General features: G+C 66.3%; 12 protein-coding genes and 3 pseudogenes. 13 read left to right on the top strand and 2 right to left on the bottom strand.

From position 1 onward, the window contains the following. The first annotated feature begins 304 nt into the window (after positions 1 to 304). The 8 genes and pseudogenes from ACX9NE_RS04430 to ACX9NE_RS04395 all read left to right on the top strand — a co-directional run. Positions 305 to 559 carry an antitoxin gene (locus tag ACX9NE_RS04430; RefSeq protein WP_459360482.1) on the top strand — a complete coding sequence of 85 codons (255 nt, stop codon included), beginning with the start codon at positions 305 to 307 and terminating at the stop codon, positions 557 to 559. Next, positions 556 to 990: a TA system VapC family ribonuclease toxin gene (locus ACX9NE_RS04425; RefSeq protein ID WP_459360481.1), complete on the top strand. Its 435-nt coding sequence runs from the start codon at positions 556 to 558 to the stop codon at positions 988 to 990. The genes ACX9NE_RS04430 and ACX9NE_RS04425 overlap by 4 nt, the downstream gene beginning before the upstream one ends. Positions 991 to 1,161: 171 nt before the next feature. Continuing rightward, positions 1,162 to 1,470, top strand: coding sequence for a hypothetical protein (locus tag ACX9NE_RS04420; protein ID WP_459360480.1), 309 nt, complete (start codon positions 1,162 to 1,164; stop codon positions 1,468 to 1,470). A 130-nt stretch (positions 1,471 to 1,600) separates the two neighbouring features. Then, positions 1,601 to 2,716, top strand: a pseudogene (locus tag ACX9NE_RS04415) (DUF3375 domain-containing protein); the annotation flags it as partial. Continuing rightward, positions 2,712 to 3,269: pseudogene (locus ACX9NE_RS04410) on the top strand (Wadjet anti-phage system protein JetD domain-containing protein); the annotation flags it as partial. The pseudogenes ACX9NE_RS04415 and ACX9NE_RS04410, both read left to right, overlap by 5 nt. Before the next feature lie 490 nt (positions 3,270 to 3,759). After that, complete coding sequence (locus ACX9NE_RS04405) at positions 3,760 to 5,010, top strand: KasA/KasB family beta-ketoacyl-ACP synthase (RefSeq protein ID WP_459360479.1); 1,251 nt, start codon at positions 3,760 to 3,762, stop codon at positions 5,008 to 5,010. 109 nt (positions 5,011 to 5,119) lie between these two features. Beyond that, positions 5,120 to 5,701 (top strand): mycothiol-dependent nitroreductase Rv2466c family protein, encoded by a 582-nt coding sequence (locus ACX9NE_RS04400; RefSeq protein WP_459360478.1) that lies wholly within the window; start codon positions 5,120 to 5,122, stop codon positions 5,699 to 5,701. Between the two features lie 66 nt (positions 5,702 to 5,767). After that, positions 5,768 to 6,814 (top strand): annotated as a pseudogene (locus ACX9NE_RS04395) (DUF5933 domain-containing protein); the annotation flags it as partial. Positions 6,815 to 7,148: 334 nt separating this feature from the next. Here the strand turns inward: ACX9NE_RS04395 and ACX9NE_RS04390 are convergent. Beyond that, positions 7,149 to 8,435, bottom strand: coding sequence for a flavin monoamine oxidase family protein (locus tag ACX9NE_RS04390; protein WP_459360477.1), 1,287 nt, complete (start codon positions 8,433 to 8,435; stop codon positions 7,149 to 7,151). A gap of 83 nt (positions 8,436 to 8,518) precedes the next feature. Further along, positions 8,519 to 9,136, bottom strand: a complete 618-nt coding sequence (locus tag ACX9NE_RS04385; protein WP_459360476.1) for a TetR/AcrR family transcriptional regulator — start codon at positions 9,134 to 9,136, stop codon at positions 8,519 to 8,521. Between the two features lie 94 nt (positions 9,137 to 9,230). On the opposite strand from ACX9NE_RS04385, the gene ACX9NE_RS04380 reads away from it, so the two are divergent. From ACX9NE_RS04380 to ACX9NE_RS04360, 5 genes are all read left to right on the top strand, one after another. Further along, complete coding sequence (locus ACX9NE_RS04380; RefSeq protein ID WP_459360475.1) at positions 9,231 to 10,655, top strand: WS/DGAT/MGAT family O-acyltransferase; 1,425 nt, start codon at positions 9,231 to 9,233, stop codon at positions 10,653 to 10,655. A 5-nt stretch (positions 10,656 to 10,660) separates the two neighbouring features. Further along, positions 10,661 to 11,323: a DUF1345 domain-containing protein gene (locus tag ACX9NE_RS04375; protein ID WP_459360474.1), complete on the top strand. Its 663-nt coding sequence runs from the start codon at positions 10,661 to 10,663 to the stop codon at positions 11,321 to 11,323. Between the two features lie 184 nt (positions 11,324 to 11,507). After that, a complete protein-coding gene (locus tag ACX9NE_RS04370) occupies positions 11,508 to 12,956 on the top strand; it encodes an MFS transporter (RefSeq protein ID WP_459360473.1) in 1,449 nt (482 codons plus the stop codon). Between the two features lie 123 nt (positions 12,957 to 13,079). Then, complete coding sequence (locus ACX9NE_RS04365) at positions 13,080 to 17,195, top strand: SpoIIE family protein phosphatase (RefSeq protein WP_459360472.1); 4,116 nt, start codon at positions 13,080 to 13,082, stop codon at positions 17,193 to 17,195. Then, the gene (locus ACX9NE_RS04360) at positions 17,195 to 17,524 is read left to right on the top strand and encodes an STAS domain-containing protein (protein WP_459360471.1); all 330 of its coding nucleotides are present in this window, start codon (positions 17,195 to 17,197) and stop codon (positions 17,522 to 17,524) included. Before ACX9NE_RS04365 ends, ACX9NE_RS04360 begins: the two co-directional genes overlap by 1 nt. The last annotated feature ends 19 nt before the right edge of the window (positions 17,525 to 17,543 follow it).

The following is a 17,543-nucleotide window of genomic DNA, read 5'->3' as shown; positions in this document are numbered from 1 at the left end:
GCAATGTGGGCCAGGGTGGGCGATATCGGCCGGAATCGGCAACCCGCCCGCCAACACTTTGTTGTTGGCGATCCGTGGCTGGCGCTGGTGACAACTACACCGCACCAGCCACCCTTATTTCCGCTCGATCCGACTCAGAAGGTCCGGCTCACCTTTCACGTCCCGTAATGCCACTCTTGGCCGTGATCACAGTGTTGAGGAGGCCATGGTGCGCAGGAATCTGGAGCCGTGGCCTCGCCAGCGGGCCGGATTCGCCGGTATTTGACAGCACAGCATCACTAATTCTGATGCTATGCTGTCAAATGTGCGGACTACGGTGACACTCGACGACGATGTGGTTCAACTGTTGCGCCGCCGAATGAAGGAACAGCAAGTGTCGTTCAAGAAGGCCCTCAACGACGCCGTCCGCGATGCTGCCGCCCAGCGCCCTCGGGCCAACAAATTCGCAACTCGCACTGCCGATCTCGGCGTACCGGCGATCAACCTTGATCGGGCGCTGCAAGTCGCTGCCGACCTCGAGGACGAAGAACTGATCCGCCGTCAGCGGCGCCGTGCATGAAGCTCGTCGATGCCAATGTTCTTTTGTACGCGGTGAATTCGTCGAGCGAACATCACGAGGCATCCCGACGATGGCTGGACGGTGCGTTGTCGGGTTCAGATGCGGTGGGGTTCGCCTGGGTCCCGTTATTGGCGTTCGTGCGGCTGGTGACCCGACAGGGGTTGTTTCCCTCGCCGCTGCCGCCGGAGGCCGCGATGGAACAGGTCGCTGATTGGCTGGGCGCGCCAACAGCCGTGGCGGTCGAGCCCACGCCGCGTCACGCCGAGATCCTGAGCAAAATGTTGGCGGCGGTGGGCGCTGGGGCCAACCTGGTCAATGACGCTCACTTGGCGGCGTTGGCCATCGAGCATCGCGGCAGCGTGGTCTCCTACGACAGTGACTTTGGTCGGTTCCCGGACGTGCGCTGGCATCGCCCCGACGCGTTGCTGTAGCAACCTCGGTTTAGGTCGAATACCGCGGCGCTGGGCAGTGCGATGTCTGCCGGGGCGCAACCCGCCGCGGGCGCGGCGTTTATTTGGTCGACGGAAAGACGTCGGGATGCACAAGGACTTAACCCGTTGAAGCAGGCCCGGTTGTCACCGGGTGAGTGTGACGATCGCGCGGTGAACGACGATGACGATGAGGAAGCTGACGACGAGGACTGTGAGCTGCTGCTTGACGGCCGGAAAGTGCGGATCACTGACCGGGCACTGGAGCTGTTCGATAACCACGACGAGTGCCCATTCTGTCTAGGTCGAGCTGCTGCGCACCGCGGCGAGAGCGAGGACAGCAACCCGTATGTCGCCGTCGACGTGCCGCAGGGGTCCGTCGACTGGTATGAGACGGATTTTGGCTTGTGGCTGGCGGGGTACGACATCGGTACCACTGAGCCGGGCGGGCTGCTGTGGTTTGAGCAGCCGAACCGCAATTGATGATGGTGGCGACGGGTGCTGTGCATTCGCCGGGGTTTATGGCCGGAACCGACTACCTACAAGTCTGACGCGCACCCGTTTCCGGGCCGCGATCCCCGAACCTGTCGGTGACCTTGCCTACGCTCTACTCGTGGAATACGCGACGATCGACGCGCTGCGAGATCGGCATCCCGCCTGGCGACTGCTGCGGGCCGGCAATGCCACGCTGATCCTCGCCTTTCTCGGGGCGTTTTTCGTCGAGGGCAACCGGGGCGCTTGCCCGGCGAGCCAGGTCGCGGCCGCGTTGGACGACCAGCTGTACGCGTTAAACACCGAGATCCCCACCGAGAACGGGCAGGAACGGTTTCCGAAGGACGCTCGGTCCTACTTGGAGGACTGGGCGGCCACCGACGCCGCGTACCTGCGACGGTTTTACCCCGCCGGCGACGACGAAGTCCACTATGAGGTGACACCGGCGTTCGAGAAGGCGTACGCGTGGGTCATCGGCCTCAAAGGCCGGTCCTTCGTGGGGACCGAGTCCCGGCTGCACACGGTGGTCGAGCTTTTGCGCCAGATCGTGCACGGCACCGAAGCCGAACCCGATGTGCGGCTGGCCGAATTGAGGCGCCGCCGCAACGAACTCGACGCCGAGATCGCGGCCGTCGAGGCCGGGGTGGTTCAAGTCCTGGACGCGACCGGGGTGCGCGACCGCTACCAACAGCTCGCCAGTACGGCGCGGGAACTGCTCTCGGACTTTCGCGAGGTCGAAGAGAACTTCCGGCTCCTGGACCGGGCCGCGCGAGAGAAGATCGCGGCCTGGGACGGGTCCAAGGGCGAACTGCTCACCGAGCTGGTCGGAAGCCGCTCGCAGATCGCCGGCTCGGACCAGGGCCGGAGCTTCCAGGCGTTCTACGACTTCCTGCTCTCCGAGTCGCGCCAGGCCGAACTCGCCGAACTCCTTGCCAAGGTTTCCACCCTCGAGACCATCGAAGCCGACCATCGGATTCGCGGTATTCACCACGACTGGTCTGAAGCGGCCGATCGAGCGCAGCGCACCGTCCGGCAGATATCCGAACAGCTGCGCCGCTTCCTCGATGATCAGGTTTGGCTAGAGAACCGACGAGTGCTTGATTTGGTCAGAACCGTGGAGAGCGCCGCGCTCGAACTGCGCGCCAACCCGCCGACTTTCGGGCTCGAGCTTGACCAGCCGGGCATCGAGATCGCGCTTCCGTTCGAGCGTCCGCTCTACCAGCCGCCCGCACCGGTTGGTTCGGCTGCGGCCCGCACCGTCGCTGGGCCTGCCGGATCCGCTCACAGAGTTGGCGGCGCGCTCCGAGGAGCTGGCACGGCTCAGGATGGAGCCACGCACGGCCGTCATCGTGGAAAACGAGATCAGCTATCTGAGCATCGACATCCCAGAAGATGGCGTCGTGATCTGGGGCAAGGGCTTCGACGTCGACAATGTCGGTCGGCTGCGATGGCTGGCCGACGCCGACGTCCATTACTGGGGTGACATCGACACCCACGGATTCGCCATTCTCGACCGGCTACGGGCGTGGCTCCCGCAGGCACGCTCGGTGCTGATGGACCGTGAGACGCTGCTCGCCCATCGCGACCGCTGGGTGAGCGAGGACCGTCCGGCCACCTCGACCCTGACCCGACTGACGCTCGACGAGCACGACCTCTACGTCGAACTGGTCGAGGAGGGGCTGGGTGAACGAGTGCGTCTCGAACAGGAGCGAATCGACTGGCGTTGGGTTGAGCAACGGCTGCTGGCAGTCAACCGCGTGGGGGGAAGCGATCTGCGTGGCCGCCGGTAGGACTTCGATGGCGAAGGGCCGCTTCCACGGGCATGTCAGCCGGTTGCGGCCAGGCTGGGCAGGTCGGCACGGCTGCGCATCGCGTGCAGAGCCTCGGCGGGTAGGCGAGAGAGATGCATGTGCGCACATCCGCTGCGGCTCGGCGATTTCGCTCTGTGTCAGCTCCTCGAAGAATCGAAGCAGCGGAGGATCAATGGGCGCGCCGCCTGCACACTGAGTACCTTGTCCAGCTGTCGGTAGGCGCGCGACTGGGAATCACGCTCCTGCAACTAGCGGACAATCGTCCATCGCTGAAATGGTCCGTCCTCCGAGCGCAAGCCGCTTCACCAGCTGAGTACAGGGCTTTTCGCGTTTCAGCGAAGCTGATTATCATGATGCGAAAGGCGATGGCGCGTTTTCATCGTCGCTTCGAGGGAAGTTGTTACGTGGCACAGGCGTGGCTCCAGGAGGGGGACGTGACGTCGATGTTCAACACGAGGCAGCGGTCGGCATGGCAGCGTTGAGGACGGGTGAGGGTTTCCCCGACATCGTCGTCACCGCGGTGGCGTCCACGAATTCGCTCGCGCCGGATGCCGAGGAGACCTGGCAACAGCTGCTGGCGGGCCGCAGCGGAATTCGCCAACTCGATAAGCCGTTTGTCACGGAGTTCAGCTCGCCGGTGCGCATCGGCGGTCCCCTGCGAGAGGACTTCGACGAGCATCTGAGCCGCGTCGAGCTGCGCCGGTTCGCTTTCATGCAGAAGATGGCCGCGGTGGTGAGCCGGCGGCTGTGGGAGCAGGCGGGCTCACCCGAGGTCGACACCAATCGGCTGATGGTGTCGGTCGGATTGGGCTTGGGCAGTACCGAAGACATCCCGCTCTGGCACAACATCTGGAAGGAAAAGGGCCTGCGCGCGGTCTCGCCGATATCGGTACAGAAGTACATGCCCAACGCCCCGGCCGCTGTCGTCGGGCTCGACTTGAAAGCGAAGGCGGGCGTGGTGACGCCGGTGATGGCCGACGCGTCTGGTACCGCGGCCATCGCACACGCCTGGCAGAACATCGTCCTCGGAGAGGCCGACATCGCGATTTGCGGCGGTGTTGAGACGGTGATCGAGGCGGTGCCCGTCGCCACCTTCTGGCAGCTGGGCATGCTATCCACGCACAACGACGACCCGACCGGCGCCTGCCGTCCGTTCGACAAGAACCGCGACGGCATGGTGTTCGGGGAAGGCGGCGCCATGATGGTGATCGAGACCGAGGCGCATGCGAAAGCGCGCGGCGCGCCGATCCTGGCCCGGCTGATGGGTGCTGCCATTACGTCGGACGGATGCGACGTCGTGATGCCGGACCCGACCGGCGAGCGTGCCGGTGACGCTATCGCCCGCGCCGTGCACTTGGCCGGGCTGACAGCGGCCGACATCAACCTCGTCAACGCGCACGCGACCGGTACAACGTTCGGGGATGTGGCCGAGGCGCGCGCGATCCGCCGGGCACTGGGCGACCACACGCCAGCCGTCTACGCGCCCAAAGCGGCGATGGGCAACGCACTCGGCGCCTCCGGCGCGATCGAAGCGGTGCTGACCGTGCAGGCTTTGCGCGACGGAATCGTGCCGCCCACATTGAATTTCGACGCGGCCGACCCCGAAATCGACCTTGACGTCGTCGCCGGGGAGCCGCGCCGCGGCAATTACCGCTATGCCGTCTCCGAGTCGTTCGGCTTCGGCGGAAACAACGTCGCCCTGGTGTTCGGCGCGGCTTGATTGCGCCGCAAGCCTCGGCTCGGCGTCCGGCGTGCGCAGTTCCCGGTTCTGGCGGCTCCAACATCTCAGGCATGTTTGAACGCTGACATAACGGTAAGCCAGGGGACTGATGACAGTAATCGACCTCTATCTCGATCCGGTATGTCCGTTCTCCTGGGTGACCTCGCGCTGGCTGCTCGAGGCAGCGGCAGAGACCGACCGGCCGGTCACGCTGCGGCAGATGAGTCTGGCGGTGCTCAACGAAGGCGGCGACGTCGACGAGCAACACCGGCAGATGCTGGAACGGTCACGACGACTGGGACGTCTCTTCGCGGCAGTCACCGACCGCTACGGTCCGGCGGCTTTCCCGCGCCTCTACGAGGCGATCGGTCGCCGCGTGCATGTCCAGAAAGAAGAGATCACATCCGATGTTGTCGCCGATGTCCTTGCCGAATCGGGGTTCGAGGGCTCGCTGGTCGAATCCCTCGACAGGCCCGAGCACGACGAGGCAGTCGGGCGTGCGCACGAAGCCAGCCGGAATGCTCTGGGAGAGGAAGCCGGCAGCCCGATCATCGTGATCGACGGCCGCGCGTTTTTCGGCCCGGTCCTGACCGGTTTGCCGGAGCCTCAGGATCGTGTCGTCCTGCTCGATGCGATAGTCAGCGCTGCGAGCGTTCCGGTGTTCGCTGTCCTGCAACGCCCACACAGCTAGACACACCGGGGCGGGCATCGGCCGGTAACGCCTCTGAAAACCGGCCGGACACCTATTATTCGTCCGGTGTTCATCGGCGACCAGCGACGGGTGTGGTGGCCCGCCCGGGCGACCCGACTCGGGGCGGCGAGTGCTGTGGTGGCGGTCGCCGTGGTGCTGGCCGGGCTGCAGATCGTGGCCGCCGGCGCAGGCTTCGTGGGCCCGCTGCGCAGCCTGCTCAGCGATTACATCGCTACGCCGTCCTCAGCGACGGTGCCCTGGGTGGGGCTAGGCGTCGCGATGGTCGGTGTGTCCCAGCGGTGCCGCCTCTGGGCGCTGTCGATCGCCGCGGCGCTCGATCTCGTGTTCGCGGTGTCCAGGCTTGCCCGCGGCGATCACCTGACCTTCGGCAACGGGCCGCTGATCGTGCTGACCGGATTGGCGTTGATCGTCGGGTGGCGGCGCTGGGCGAGGTCGGAGCGCGGCACGGCGTCGCGGGGAGTCGCTTTCGGTCTGCTGCTCGTCATCGCCACCAAAGTCGGCGATACCTGGTTGCGCATCACCGCGATCGTCCGGCCGGTGGTCCTGGACGAGTACGCGCTGTTGGCCGATCATGCCCTGGCACAACCTTCGTGGCTGTTGGGCCGGCTCGTCCACGCAGGCGGCCCGATTCTCAGCGCCGCATTTCACTGGGTGTACATCGAGTTGCCCGTCGCGGCAATGGTGGTCGCGATCTATCAGCTGCGCAATGTCAGCACCGGCGGTTGGCCGCGTCACTTTCTCATACCGACGTTCCTCGTGCTCGGCCTGATCGGGCCGCTGATCTACGTGTTCTTTCCGCTGGTCGGCCCCGACTTCGCGTTCGGAAGCGCGGGCCGGGGATTCGAGGTAGGCGACTTCTGGCCGCAGGCTGTGCCGCGAATCAATTTGTCGCCCAGGGTAATTGCCTTCGACGAAGCCACCCCGCGTAACTGCATGCCGTCGATGCATACCGCGTGGGCGCTCGCGGTGTTCCTGCACTCCCGCAGTGGACCACGTTGGCTGCGCATGAGCGGCGCGCTATGGCTGGCATGCACCGTCGCCGCGACACTCGGATTCGGCTACCACTATGGCGTCGATCTGCTGGCGGGCGGCGTGCTGTGCCTGACGGTGGAGTCGGCGTTGCGGGAGCCGGTGCGCGACCGGATGAGGTGGCGGATCGGCCTGTCGGGCTTCGGGGCGGCATTCTTGGCGGCGCTGTTGGTGTGCTGCCGCTATTTCGCGGAGGAGATGGCGCGTTACTCCGTGCCCTTCGGTGTGCTGATCATCGGGACAATGGTGACTTTCAGCGCCGCGTTCCATGCGACGTACTTCGCCCCGCCGGCCGCGCCGGCGGAGGAGGACGGTCTGCCCGCTGACGGTAGGTGTGCTTCCGCTGCAATCGCTTTGGATTCCTACCCGGCCGGCTACCCCGACCGCGTAACGGACGTCATGATTCCAGGGCAGCCAGCACCTCTGCCGCGGCGCGCTGGCCGGCTTCTATCGCTCCGTCCAGGTAGCCCGGATGATCGCGGGCGGTCTCCGACCCACTCCAATGAATGTCGCCGACCGGCGCACATGGCATCGGCGAGAATCCCTCGGTAGTGCCGGGTTTCGGCAACGCGACATAGCCGCCTCCGGCGAATTCGTCCAGATGCCAGGACTTCTCATGCCAATCGTCCGGCTGCAGTACCTCGGGGCCGATGTGTGCTGCCAACGGTCCGAGCACCGCGGCACGCCGTTGCGTGGGGTCCAATCGGGAGAGCTCGCGTGCTTCGGGGCCCCCCACCAGCACACACAGGTGGCCCGGCCCCCCAGGTGCGGTGGTGTCGTACGAGACGCTGCCGGGTTTGCCCAGGACGACGAATTCGCCACCGCCGCGCTCTCGCCAGAACGGCTGCCGATAGACGGCGATCGCTTTGTAGACCGATCCCATGTACGTGTTTCGTTGCAGCGCCATCCGATTCGCAGGCAACGCCGGATCGAACGCAATCCGGGCAGCCGTCGGCGGCGGCGCCGTGACGATCACCTTCTCGGCCTGCACATCTCCTGCAACCGTCCGAACCAGGACTCGCTCGCCGCGGCCGATCGAGACCACCCGGTGCCCGGTGCGGACCCGCGGCCCGAGTTCAGTGGCCAGCCGCTCGACCAGCGCCCCGGCGCTCTCCACGAGCAATGATTCCTGGGCGCCGCCTTTGGTCCCGAGGATCGTCGACAAACCGCCCAGGTGACGAATCATGTCGGTGGCGGCATGCACCGACAACCGGTCGAGATCGGCCGTCCACGCCGTCAGTGCCACCACCTCGAGCAGCCGCCGAGCGGTGCGACCGGGCACCCTGCTCAGCCACCGGTCGAGCGTCGACTCGTTCCACCCGGCCGTTCCCAGCCGCGCCAGCACTTCGACAGCCGCCAACACCACAGCGGCCATGAGCATGGACGGACTCACGGGCGAGATTCGCCGCGGCCCGTCGATCACCGTGGGCAGCGCCGCGGTGTGCATGCGAAACCGGGTCACTCCAAGTTCGTTGGCCAGCGCCATGACGCGGTGGTGGTCGTGGCCGATCCACTGCCCGCCGAGGTCGAAGCGTGACCCCAGCGCACTGGTCTCGCCCTGCACGCGTCCACCGACCCGATCAGCGGCCTCGAGTACCACGACGTCGACGCCCCGGCGATGCAGCTCGCGTGCCGCAGTCAGTCCAGACAGCCCCGCGCCGACCACCACCACCGTCGAGTCCAATGCCCTCTGCCTCTCTCAACCGATATAAGTCGGTCAACCGACCAACTCCAGTAAGCCACAGAACGTTCCCGCAGCGCAACACGTCAGCCCTCGCCGCCGACCGGCCGCGGGTCGGCGAACATCACCAGCATCTCCACGGCTCGGTCGAGGTCGGCCCGGGCACGCGCGCCGTCGGTGCTGGCCAGGTACTGCACGATCAGGCCGTCCAGCGCCGCCATGGTCAATCGGCCCAGCGTCGGGAAGTCGACGGCGCACCTCTCGCCGGCCGCCCGCGCCGCCTGCTCCAGCAGGGAGCTGACCAGTGCGGTGTACCGGTCGTACTGCAGTTTGGCGAGTCCGCCCGAGCCCTCGCTGCGCACCGAGTACATGGCTAACTCGTATTGCATGATTTGCAGTCCGATTGCACGCTCGACCAACGTGTTCCAGAACGTGGTCACGCCGTGCCGCAGCGCGTGTGCTACCCCGCGATCAGGCTCGAGATCGGGCTGCACCGTCGCCAGCACGTCGTCGATCACCGCCATGATGACTGCGCGCAGCATCCGGTCCTTGGTCGGGAACACATAGTGCAGCGTTCCCAAGGGAATGTCCGCTTCGGCCGCTACTGCGCGCAGTGTCGTCCGGGGGACCCCGACGCTGGTGAGTACCCGGACCGCTGCCGCAACGATCTCCTCCTGGCGCTGCTCCACCCGCACGTAAGCCACGGGCGATTTTCCTTTCCGAGTCGGACAACCGACCAAAGTTTACGTCCGCGACTCGGCTCTGGCGTCGAAACCCGCGAGGGGGTGGAATAGGGATGTGAAGCGACTCAACGGTGTGGACGCCCTGATGCTGTACAGCGAAACACCGGAGATTCACATGCACACGCTGAAGATCGGCATACTCGACGTGTCGAAAATGGAGCAGGACTTCAGCTTTGAATTGTTCCGCGCGGTCGGCTATGAGCGGCTCATGGCGCTGGAGCCGTTGCGCTATCAGCTGGTGGACATCCCGCTGAAGTTGCACCACCCCATGTGGGTGATCAACGACGACATCGACCTCGACTATCACGTGCGCCGGGCGCACGTGCCGGCGCCGGGCGGGCGCCGCGAGCTCGACCGGTTGATCGGCGATATCGCGAGCACACCGTTGCGCCGCGACCATCCGTTGTGGGAGATGTATGTCGCCGAGGGGCTGGCCGGCGACCGGATCGCCATCATCCACAAGGTCCACCACGTGTTGGCCGACGGAATGGCCTCAGCGAACCAGATGGCGCAGGCGCTGGCGCCGCACCAGCCCGAACCCCACCGCGCACCGCCCGAAGCCGCCACCCGATCCCACCTGCTCAAGGGGGCGGCCCGAGACCACGTCGGCCTGATCCGGAAACTGCCCCGCCTTCTCAACGAGACGGCCTCAGGAGTTTCGCGGGTGCGGCGCCGATCCAGGGAGCGCGGCACCCACCCCGACCTGGCGCGCAATTTCGCGCCGCCGCCGTGCTTCATCAACCACCGCGTCACACCCGGTCGCCGCTTCGCCACCGCGCCGCTGGCGCTGGCAGAGGTCAAGGAGACCAGCAAGCAGCTCGGCGTGCCGCTCAACGACGTGGTACTGGCCATGGTGGCCGGGGCCTTGCGCCGATTACTGCTGCGCTACGACGGGCACGCCGACGCGCCGCTGATCGCCGGGGTGCCGGTGAGTTACAACCCCGACCCGGACCGATTGGCGGGCAACGAATTCACCTACATGACGCCGTCGTTGCCGGTGCACATCGACGACCCGATGCGACGAGTGGAGCTGACGTCGATGGCCACCAAGATCGCCAAGGAAAACCACCAGTTGCTCGGCCCCACGGTGTTGCCCGCGTGGATGTCCTACCTGCCGACGGCGTTGGCGCCGCCCCTGTTTCGCGCCCAGGCCCGGCGCGGGGAGTCGGCCAGCGTCATGAACCTGACCGTGTCGAACGTGCCCGGGCCGCGCCAACGCGGCCGCATCGAGGGGGCGACGGTCAACGAAATCTATTCTGTCGGGCCGATCGTCGCCGGCAGCGGCATGAACATCACGGTGTGGAGCTACGTCGACCAGTTGGCCATCTCCGTGCTGACCGATGATCTCACCCTCGGCGATCCCCATGAGGCCACCGACGCACTGATCGATGCTTTCCGCGAAATCCGCAGAGCTGCCCGACTTCCCGACGATCTGACGCCCGTCGATGCCGCCCTGCCGGTGGCCGCGGCGGTAGGTTGACGGCCATGGAATACGAAGCCGGACAGGGCTGGCGGCGGCACGTCGCCACGAGGTTGGTGGCGGCCGGCGTAATTGGCGTGGTGGCCGTGCTGCTCATCGCGCCGGCCGCCGGGTGGGCGTACGCGCCAAGCGTCGGCTGGACCGCTGCCGCATCGGTTTACCTGGTGTGGACGTGGATCGTCGTGCTGCCGATGGACGCCGAGCGCACACGCGAGCACGTAATGCCCCAGGACCCGCCGTCTGGTTGGCTCATCGATGTGGCCATCCTGTCGGCGAGTGTGGCGAGCCTGGGCGGTGTGGCGCATCTGCTCACCGCCAGTTCGAAGGCCGGAGTGGAGAAGAATGTTGCCGCGGGGGTCGGGGTGGTCTGCATCGCCGTGGCGTGGTGCGTCGTCCATACCGTCTTCAGCGTCCGCTATGCCGACATCTACTACTCGAACTCCGCTGGCGGCATCGACTTCAATGCCACCGATAACCCTCGTTTCCTGGACTTTTTCTATCTTGGCTTCACCATCGGGATGACCTACCAGGTTTCCGACACCACACTGCAGACCGGCCAACTGCGCCGCATCGCGCTGTGTCAGGCGTTGCTGTCGTATCTCTTCGGGGCGGTTATTCTGGCGGTCACCATCAATCTCGTTGTCGGACTAAGCAATTCGGCCGGTTAGTTGTTGAGGGAGACCGTTCGTGGCCACCGAGGATCTGCGCGCGCACAAGGCGGCTCGCGAGGCTCGCGTCATCGAGCAGATCGCGGGACGATCGGGGTGATCGCCCAGCCGACCAGAGATGTTTTCTATTGCCCCCAGACGGGAACGAGGACGTGTGCCAAATCGTGAGGAACCTACCGTATCGGTGTCCGGAGAGCGCGGCGGTGCGATCCGCACCCTGATCCCCGCACGCATCGACCGGCTGCCTTGGTCGCCCTTCCACACCCGCATGGTGGTGGCGCTCGGCGTGGCGTGGATCCTCGACGGTCTGGAGATCACGGTGGCCAGCGCGGTGGCCGAAACGCTCACCGAACCGCAGACACTCCATCTGTCCTCGGCCGCCGTCGGGTTCGTCGCCACTGTCTACCTGGCCGGTGAGGTGGCGGGCGCGCTGTTCTTCGGGCGGCTGTCCGACAAGCTGGGCCGGCGCAATCTGTTCATGGTCACCTTGGGCGTATACCTGCTGGGCAGTGCCCTGACCGCGGCGACGCTGGGCAACAACGCGGCCTGGATCGCCTTCCTCTACGTCACGCGATTCATCGCCGGGACGGGGATCGGCGGGGAATACGCGGCCATCAACTCGGCGATCGACGAGCTCATCCCCGCCCGGTTCCGCGGACGCGTCGACATCGCGGTCAACGGCACCTACTGGGCCGGAGCGGTACTGGGCACGCTGGGCACGTTCGTTTTCCTGCGGGCGATCGATCTGAGCCTGGGCTGGCGCCTGGCGTTCCTGATCGGTCCGGTACTGGCGGTGGTCATTCTGCTGGTCCGGCGCAACCTGCCGGAGAGTCCGCGCTGGCAGGTGATGAACGGCCGCACCGACGATGCCGAGCGCACCATCGCCCACATCGAGCAGGAAGTGCAGGACACCGGTGCCACGCTGCCGCCGGTCGATGAATCCGCAGCCATCGAGTTGCGGCCCGCCCAGGAGATCGGATACCTGGCGTTGACCCGGGTGCTGTTCCGCGATTACCCCAGCCGCGCCGTGCTGGGCGCCGTACTGATGATCAGCCAGTCGTTTCTCTACAACGCCATTTTCTTCACCTACACCCTGGTGCTGGGCAAGTTCTACGGCGTGCCTTCGGCCTCGACGCCGCTCTACCTCATTGCGTTCGCCGTGGGGAACCTGTTGGGGCCGCTGACCATCGGGCATTTCTTCGACACGGTGGGCCGACGGAAGATGATCGCCGGAACCTACCTGTTCTCCGGGCTGCTGCTCGCGGTCAGTGCGGCGCTGTTCCAGGCCGGCGCACTGACCGCGATGACACAGACCATCGCCTGGTGCGTCATCTTCTATGTCGCCTCGGCCGGTGCCAGTGCGGCCTACCTGACCGTCAGCGAGATCTTCCCGCTGGAGGTTCGGGCCAAGGCGATTGCGGTGTTCTTCGCCATCGCCCAGTGTTTCGGCGCGCTCGGGCCGGTCATCTACGGCGCGCTGATCGGCGACGGGTCCAAACCGCTGCTGCTTTTTCTCGGGTATCTGCTCGGCGCGACGGTGATGATCGCCGGTGGTCTGACCGCCTGGTTCCTCGCCGTCGACGCCGAAGGAAAGTCGCTGGAAGACATCGCCACTCCGCTGGCGGCGAGATAGCGACAAACCTCCCGTTTCTCGCTGAACAGGATTCGACATACTGAGTGTCGGGTATGGTTCCGACCGCATTCAGCAGCCAGCGCACGGTCATTCCGCCGTAAACCTCATGCGAGAGGGGAGTCAGTGGTCTTCCGCGCAGACCAGGAGATAGGCCGCGATCTGGCTGCCGTCGAATGGGCGTCCACCCCGCTGGGGCCGGTGGACACGTGGCCGCAGAGCCTGCGTACCGCCGTCGACATCCTGCTGTCGTCGCAGTTTTCCATGTGGATGGGCTGGGGGCCGGAGCTCACCTTCTTCTGCAACGCCGCCTACCGCCGGGACACGTTGGGTCGCAAGTATCCGTGGGCGCTGGGCCGGCCGGCCAGCGAGGTCTGGGCGGAGATCTGGGCTGACATCGGCCCTCGGGTCAATCGCGTTCTGACAAGCGGGGAGGCCACCTGGGACGAGGCGTTGATGCTCATCCTGGGGCGCTCGGGATATCCCGAGGAGACGTACCACACCTTCTCCTACAGCCCGCTGCGCGACGACGACGCGCGCGTGGTCGGGATGCTGTGCGTGGTCAGCGAGGACACCGAGCGGGTGATTGCGCAGCGGCGCATCGCGACATTGCGGGATCTGGGTTCTGACCCGAGCGTCATCCGCACCGAGCGGCAGATGCTCGACTTCGCCGCCGGCAAACTCGGTGACAACCCATACGATCTGCCGTTCACCCTGACCTACCTCTTCAGCGACACCGGCGAAGCGCACCTGGCCGGTGTCAGCGGGATCGCATACGGGCATCCCGCCGCGCCGGAGACGCTGCCGCTCGGCGGTGACGCATTGTGGCCGGCCGAGAAGACGGCACAGGGCGAGCGTGAACTGATCGAACTCGACGATGCCGCAATGGATCTGCCCACCGGCGCATGGCCCGAGCCGCCGAAGCATGCGCTGGCGGTGCCGTTATTGCAACAGGGCGGCCCGCCGGTCGGGTTCCTGGTGGCGGGTCTGAACCGGTATCGCGAGCTTGACGACGGTTACCGGGGCTTCATCGAACTGGTGGCGGGATACCTCGCGACGGGAGTCAGCAGCGCACGCAGCTACCAGGCTCAGCAGCGGCGCGCCGAGGAACTCGCCGAACTGGACCGGGCCAAGACGACCTTCTTCTCCAATATCAGCCACGAGTTCCGTACCCCGCTGACGTTGATCCTGGGGCCCGTCGACGAGTTGCGTGGCCGCGCCGACGGGCTCGACGAGTCTGCCCGCCACGAACTCGACCTGGTGCACCGCAATGGGCTACGGCTCGCCAAGTTGGTCAACACGCTGCTGGACTTCTCCCGCATCGAGGCCGGGCGAATGCGGGCCCGCTTCGAGCCGGTGGACCTCGCGTCCCTGACGGCCGAGCTGGCCAGCGTGTTCCGCTCGGCAATCAATCAGGCCGGCCTGACGTTCACGGTGGACTGCCCGCCGCTGGGCGAAAAGGTGTACGTGGACCGCGAGATGTGGGAGAAGGTGGTGCTCAACCTGCTCTCCAACGCGCTGAAGTTCACCTTCGACGGCGCCATCACGGTGCGGGTTGCCCGTGACGGCGGCCACGCGCGAGTCACGTTCGCCGACACCGGGGTCGGCGTCTCCGCCGCTGAGATGCCGCGGCTGTTCGAGCGGTTCCACCGCATCGAGACGTCCCGGGCGCGGTCCACGGAGGGAAGCGGGATCGGTCTGGCGCTGGTGCGGGAACTGGTCACGCTCCATGGCGGCAGCATCGCCGCCGACAGCCGGGAGGGCGAGGGCACCACCTTCACGATCCGGTTGCCTTTCGGCACCGCACACCTGCCGCCCGACGAACTGGCCGAACCGCACGAGACCCGCGCGGCGGCCGGTCCGATCTCCGAACCGTACGTGCAAGAGGCCCTGCGTTGGTTGCCCGGTGAGTCCGGGATGACGGCACCGGTGCTGGCCGCGCTGCCGGCCCAGGCCGGGGGCGCCGGGTTGCGGGCCCGGGTGCTGATCGCCGACGACAACGCCGACATGCGGGCGTACCTGGCTAATCTGCTGGGATCGTCGGGCTACCAGGTGACCGGCTACGGCGATGGCCAGCAGGCTTTGGAGGTTATCCGTGCCCAGGTCCCCGATCTGGTGATCAGCGACGTGATGATGCCGACGATGGACGGCCTGCAACTGCTGGCGGCGCTGCGCGCCGATCCCCGCACCGCGGCGTTGCCCGTGCTGCTGCTTTCCGCGCGCGCCGGACAAGAGGCGTCCATCGAGGGATTGCTGGCCGGCGCCGACGACTATCTGGTCAAACCGTTCGTCGCCGCAGAATTACTGGCTCGGGTGCGCGCCAACGTCGAATTGGCGCGGATGCGCAATTATCACGCCCGCTGGCGCACCGCGCTGGTGGACTCGCTGCAAGAGGCCTTCTTCGTCGGCGACGAACGGGGCGCGATCATCGAGATCAACGCAGCGTTCACCGAAATCCTGGGCTATGGTCCAGAAGGTTTGCCCTACGACGCCCCATACCCCTGGTGGCCGGACCCCGAGACCGATATCACCGACCGCGAGTTCATCGAGAACGAGTTCGCCGCATCGCTCACCAAAGCGCACGGTTCGCTGGCCATACCGGTGACTCACCGAGACGGGCACCGGCTGTGGATCGCGGTCAACTACAACCACGTCGACGATCCGGACTCCGGGCGCCGCGTCATGGTCGGCACCTTCCGCGACGTCACCGCAGAGCACTACGCCGTGCAGAGCCAGAGTGCCCTGGCGGAGCTCAATCAACAACTGGCGCAAGCGGATACGCTGAAAGACGCGCTGCAGGGCGCCGCCGAGGTGCTGCGCCGGGTGTGGCAGGCCAGGCGCGTTCTCGCGGTGACCTTTGCCGGTGGATCAGCCCCCGAACGCGCTCCGGACGTGGTCTGCGCGGGAGAACCGGCAGCGTGGGCGGATCTTTCGCCACGGGTGCGGGCGCAGATCGGGTCGTTGCGCGAGATGGATTTGCTCAGCACCGTCACCATCGATGCGGGCGCGGCCGGTATCGCCTCGCAGCATCCCCGCGGTCTTCTGGTCATCTGGATCGAGTTGTCCGAGCAGCGCCGGTTCACCCGGGAAGACCACACCCTGCTCACCGCGCTGGCCGGGCGGCTCGGTCAGGGACTGCAGCGGGTCTATCAGCTGGACGAACAACGGGAAACCGCTGTCGCGCTTCAGCATGCGATGCTGGGTCCCGCAACGCTGCCCGACGGGTTTGCGGTGCGCTATCTGCCCGCGAGCCATCCGCTGCAGGTCGGCGGGGACTGGTACGACGTGGTCGAACTCGATGATGAGCGCGTCGCGCTCATCGTCGGTGATTGTGTCGGTCACGGCCTGGGGGCCGCGACCGTGATGGGGCAACTGCGCAGCGCTTGCCGTGCGCTTCTGCTCGAGCAACCCAATCCCGGGGCCGTGCTGGCCGCCCTGGACCGCTTCGCCGAGCGTCTGCCCGGCGCCCGCTGTACCACCGCGTTCTGCGCGGTACTCACGCTCGAAACCGGTGACCTGGTTTACTCCAGCGCCGGCCATCCGCCGCCCATCATGGTGTACGCGGACGGCACGACGGTGCTGCTCGGCGGTGAACACGGTCTCCCCCTCGCACTGCGTCCGAACTGGCCGCGACCGGAGAATCGAGCCACCATGCCGCCGCGTGCGACGCTGCTGCTCTACACCGACGGTCTGGTCGAACGACGCGGGCACACTCTGGACGACGGCATGGCCCGCGCCGCCGGCCTGGTGCACAGTGGTCGCTCGAACTCGCTCGAAGAGGTGGCCGACCGGCTCATGTCCCAGTTGGAGCCCGGCGGCGGATATCCCGACGACGTGGCGATGCTGCTCTACCGGCAGCCGGCACCGTTGTCGCTGGAGTTCGCCGCCGAACCCGGCAATCTGGCCGATAGCCGAAATGCGTTGCGCGGCTGGCTCACCCGGGCGGGAATCGAGGCCGATCAGATTCAAGACGTGCTCATCGCGGCGGGAGAAGCGGTGGCCAACGCGATCGAACACGGACACCGTGACCAGCGGGCGGGCACCGTGTCGGTGCGCGCGACCGCGATCGTCGACCGGCTGAAGCTCACTGTCACCGACACCGGTGGCTGGAAGACACCGACCCAGGTTGCCGAATTCAGTCGCGGGCGCGGCATCTCCTTGATGCGTGTCCTGATGGAGGATTGCAGTATTGAATCCAGCGAAGCCGGCACAACCGTCTCCATGCATGCAAGGATCACGTGATGGCGACACCGCTCACCGTGAACACCGGCCGCGGTGCCGACGGGACGCCGCGGTTGACGGCCTCCGGTGAGATAGATCTGAGCAATATCGAGGTTTTCAAGCGGGCGCTTTCCGACACCAACACGGGCACCCGCGAGCCGATCATCATCGACCTGAGTGCGGTCAAGTACGTGGACAGTGCCGGTATCAACGCGCTGTTCGATCAGGCTGACGCGGTTGACCAGCTGCGCGTCATCGTCCATCCGTTGCTGGTCCGCGTGTTGACGGTCAGCGGCTTCAGCAAGGTCGCCACCGTTGAATCCGCATCCACCGACGGCGGAGGGGACTGAAACCCGTTGGCGGCCGGTC

The sequence above is a fragment of the Mycobacterium sp. ML4 genome, assembly GCF_054515735.1.
This window is presented reverse-complemented; position numbering and strand designations above follow the sequence as displayed.